Below are 3,424 nucleotides of genomic sequence, written 5' to 3'. Positions count from 1 at the left end.
TGTGCTCGAAATCCTTCTCTCGAAGCCGACTGGATGCGTGGCTTGCGAGAGAAGGATTTCGAGCACATCGCGCTGTGCCTGGATACGGCGCTGGATGCCTTCGGCCCGCAGCGCCTGATGTTCGGCTCGGACTGGCCGGTGTGCCTGCTGGCGGCGTCCTATGCCAAGGTGGCGGGCGTGGTCGGGGATTGGTCCCGGACCCGGCTGTCTGCAGCAGAGCAGCAGGCGTTGTGGGGCGGCACGGCCGGTCGCTGTTACGGCCTGGTCGCATGAGCCGCGGGCCACGCCATCGCGTGCCTGTCGCGCGGCATGGCGGGCCTGCATCGCGGCGCCCGGCCCGACGCCGCATGCTGCCTCACTTCACCGCTGAAAACCCCTCGAACGCCACCCGCAACATATAGCGCACGATGTCGTCGGGCGTCATCTTGCTGAATTTCTGCAAGTACTCGACGGCCGGATCACAGGTGCGCGCGTAGTAGCTGAACAGGATCACGTCGCTGGGCAGCGACGCATCGATCTCGCCCTTCTTCTGCGCCTCTTTCACCAGCTTCTCGATCTGCCCGTTCAACTTGAGCACGCGCGTGACGTACTTGATGTTGCGCATCAACATGTCGCGCACGTGGGCACTGGTCGATGGCAGGAAGGGCAGGCCGCCATCCAGGCGCACCCGCAGCGCCCATTCGAGCATGGCCTCGAGCTTGCCCCGTGGGCTGTCGATGGCAGCCAGTCGTTCAAGCTGGTCGATGGCGCCATCGATGAGCCGGATCATGGTGTCACCCACCAGCTCTTCCTTGGATTTGAAATGCTTGTACAGGCTGGGCTTGGAAATGCCGACGGCACCGGCCACGTCGTCCATGGTCATCAGGTCGTAACCCTTGCTGGCCAGCACCGCGGTGGCAGCGTCGAGGATGGCGTTCTCGCGCAGCTTGAAAGCCTGGTCCTTGAAACTCAGTTTGCCGAAAATACTCATTGGTAGCTTTATGTACTAATTGGTAGATTTTATTTTATATCGGTAGTAATCTTAGCACCGATGCGGCGCCATGCGGTGCCGACCACGCTTATCAACCTCAAAATCGGGCACAACGATGACATCCGGCAGGCAACGCATTGCGGTGATCGGCGGCGGCATTTCGGGGCTGGCCAGCGCCTACTTCCTGGCGCGCCAGCACGACGTGGTGCTGATGGAGTCGGCCGCTACCCTGGGCGGGCATGCCAATACCGTCGATATCGAGCTCGATGGCCATGCGATGGCGGTCGACACCGGCTTCCTGGTATGCAATGACCGCACCTATCCCAACCTGCTGGCGCTGTTTGCCGAGCTGGGGGTCGAGACCTATGCCAGCGACATGTCGTTCGGGGTGTCGATGCAGGAGGGCGACCTGGAATGGGCCGGCACCAGCCTCGATACCGTGTTCGCCCAGCGCAGGCGGCTGTTCGATCCGGCTTTCCTGGGCATGCTGCGCGACATCGTCCGCTTCAACCGCGCCGCGCCGGCCAACCTGGCGCAGTGCCAGGCGCAGCCGCAGACGCTGCGCCATCTGCTGGGCGCGGGCGGCTACGGGGCCCGGTTTCGCGACGCCTACCTGCTGCCGATGGCCGCGGCCATCTGGTCCAGCGCGCCGGCCGACATCCTCGACTTCCCGGCCGCCACGTTCCTGCGCTTTTGCCTCAACCACGGCCTGCTGCAACTGGACGACCGGCCGCAGTGGCGCACCGTGCGCGGCGGCTCGCGCGAATATGTACGCCGTATCGCCGACGTCCTGCCCGAGGTGCGGCTGGCCTGCCGGCTGCACAGCGTCACCCGCACCGATAACGGGGTGCTGGTGCGCAGCGCCGGCGCCATCCCGCGTATGGAGCAATTCGATGCGGTGGTGTTCGCCACCCATGCGCCGCAGACGCTGGCCCTGCTGCACGATGCGACACAAGAGGAGCACGAGGTCCTGTCGTCATTCCGTTACCAGCACAACCTGGCCTGGCTGCACACCGATACCGACCTGATGCCGCGCCGGCGCCGTGTCTGGTCGGCCTGGAACTACCTGGGCACGCGCGCCCGGGACGGCCACCAGGCAGTGTGCGTGAGCTATTGGCTCAATCGCCTGCAGGCGCTGCCCGGCCAGCGTGAGCTGATGGTCACGCTGAACCCGCCGCAGCCGCCGGCGCCTGAATGCCGTATCGCCAGCTTCGACTACGAGCATCCGGTGTTCGACCAGCGCGCCATCGATGGCCAGCTGCTCCTGCCGACGATCCAGGGCCGTCACCGGGCCTGGTTTGCCGGCGCCTGGACCGGCTACGGCTTTCACGAGGATGGCTTGAAGTCGGCGCTGCGGGTGGCCGCCGATTTCAAGCTGGCGCCGAGCTGGGCGAGCTTGCCATGAATCTGGCCCAACCAGGCCGCGAGGTCCCGGCCGCCCAGCTCATGCGCGCGCAGGTGATGCACCAGCGCTTGCGTCCGGTGTCGCACCGCTTCGTCTATCCGGTCTTTTGCGTGCGCATCGACCTGGCGCGCATGCACCAGGCGCGCAATGCATGGTTCGGCATGGATTGCCGGCGCCTGATCAGCATTCGCAGCTGCGACTATGGCGCGCGCGATGGCGGCGACCTGCAGCAGTGGGTACGCGCCCGCCTGGCCGAGGCCGGTATCGAGGCTGGCGGCCCGATCGTGCTGCAGACCTTTCCGCGCCTGTTCGGCTTCGTGTTCAATCCGATCAGCCTGTTCCTGTGCCACGACCGCGATGGCGGCCTGCGCGCGGTGCTGGCCGAAGTCAACAGTACCTTCGGGCAGACCTGGCATTACCTGCTCAGCGCCCCGGGCAATGCCGTCATCGATGCCCATACCCCGCTGGCCAGCGCCAAGATGATGCACGTCTCGCCGTTTTGCGAGGTGCGTGGGCATTACCGGTTCCGCCTGCGCCAGCGCGGCGAGCGCGCCATGGTGGGTGTCGATTACCACGACGACGAGCAGGTCCAGCCGCTATTGCGCACTGCCATCTCCGGCCGCCTGCAGCCGCTCACGGCAGCCACGGCGGCGGCTGCCTTGTGCGCCCAGCCGTTGATGACGATCGGCATCGTCGCCCGCATCCACTGGCAAGCGCTACTGCTGTGGCGCAAGCGAGTCCCCTGGTTCAGCAAGCCACGCCCGGGCCCACGGCCGGTCGACGGCCGACCATCCGAAAAGGAGTTGTCACCATGAATTCCCTGCAGATATTGCAACAAGGCGGCGAGCGTACCGGCATGCCGGCGGTGCGCATGTTCCTGCGCCTGCTCGAACGGGTGCGCCACGGCCATCTCGAGCTGGTGACACCGCACGGCACCCGGCTGACCTTCGGCGAGCCGCACCAGCCGCGCACGGCGCACCTGCATATCCGCGACTGGCGTGCCTGCGCGCGCATCCTGCGCGCCGGTGACATCGGCTTTTCCGACAGCC

The 3,424-nt window shown here is 66.1% G+C and carries 4 protein-coding genes and 1 pseudogene; 4 read left to right on the top strand and 1 reads right to left on the bottom strand.

Annotated elements, in window-relative coordinates:
- A partial coding sequence (locus PMI40_RS20730) for an amidohydrolase (RefSeq protein ID WP_008119505.1) occupies positions 1 to 273 on the top strand: 273 nt, incomplete at its 5' end.
- Positions 274 to 355: 82 nt separating this feature from the next.
- On the opposite strand, the gene PMI40_RS20725 is transcribed toward PMI40_RS20730, so the two are convergent.
- A complete protein-coding gene (locus PMI40_RS20725; RefSeq protein WP_008119504.1) occupies positions 356 to 970 on the bottom strand; it encodes a TetR/AcrR family transcriptional regulator in 615 nt (204 codons plus the stop codon).
- Between the two features lie 115 nt (positions 971 to 1,085).
- On the opposite strand from PMI40_RS20725, the gene PMI40_RS20720 reads away from it, so the two are divergent.
- The 3 genes and pseudogenes from PMI40_RS20720 to PMI40_RS20710 all read left to right on the top strand — a co-directional run.
- The gene (locus PMI40_RS20720; RefSeq protein ID WP_008119503.1) at positions 1,086 to 2,375 is read left to right on the top strand and encodes an NAD(P)/FAD-dependent oxidoreductase; all 1,290 of its coding nucleotides are present in this window, start codon (positions 1,086 to 1,088) and stop codon (positions 2,373 to 2,375) included.
- A complete protein-coding gene (locus PMI40_RS20715) occupies positions 2,372 to 3,190 on the top strand; it encodes a DUF1365 domain-containing protein (RefSeq protein WP_008119502.1) in 819 nt (272 codons plus the stop codon). The genes PMI40_RS20720 and PMI40_RS20715 overlap by 4 nt, the downstream gene beginning before the upstream one ends.
- A pseudogene (locus PMI40_RS20710) lies at positions 3,187 to 3,424 on the top strand (SAM-dependent methyltransferase); the annotation flags it as partial. The gene PMI40_RS20715 and the pseudogene PMI40_RS20710, both read left to right, overlap by 4 nt.

The sequence above is a fragment of the Herbaspirillum sp. YR522 genome, from assembly GCF_000282575.1.
GTDB lineage: Bacteria > Pseudomonadota > Gammaproteobacteria > Burkholderiales > Burkholderiaceae_D > Herbaspirillum.
The sequence above is the reverse complement of the archived record's forward strand: the minus strand, read 5'-3'. Positions and strand labels throughout refer to the sequence as shown.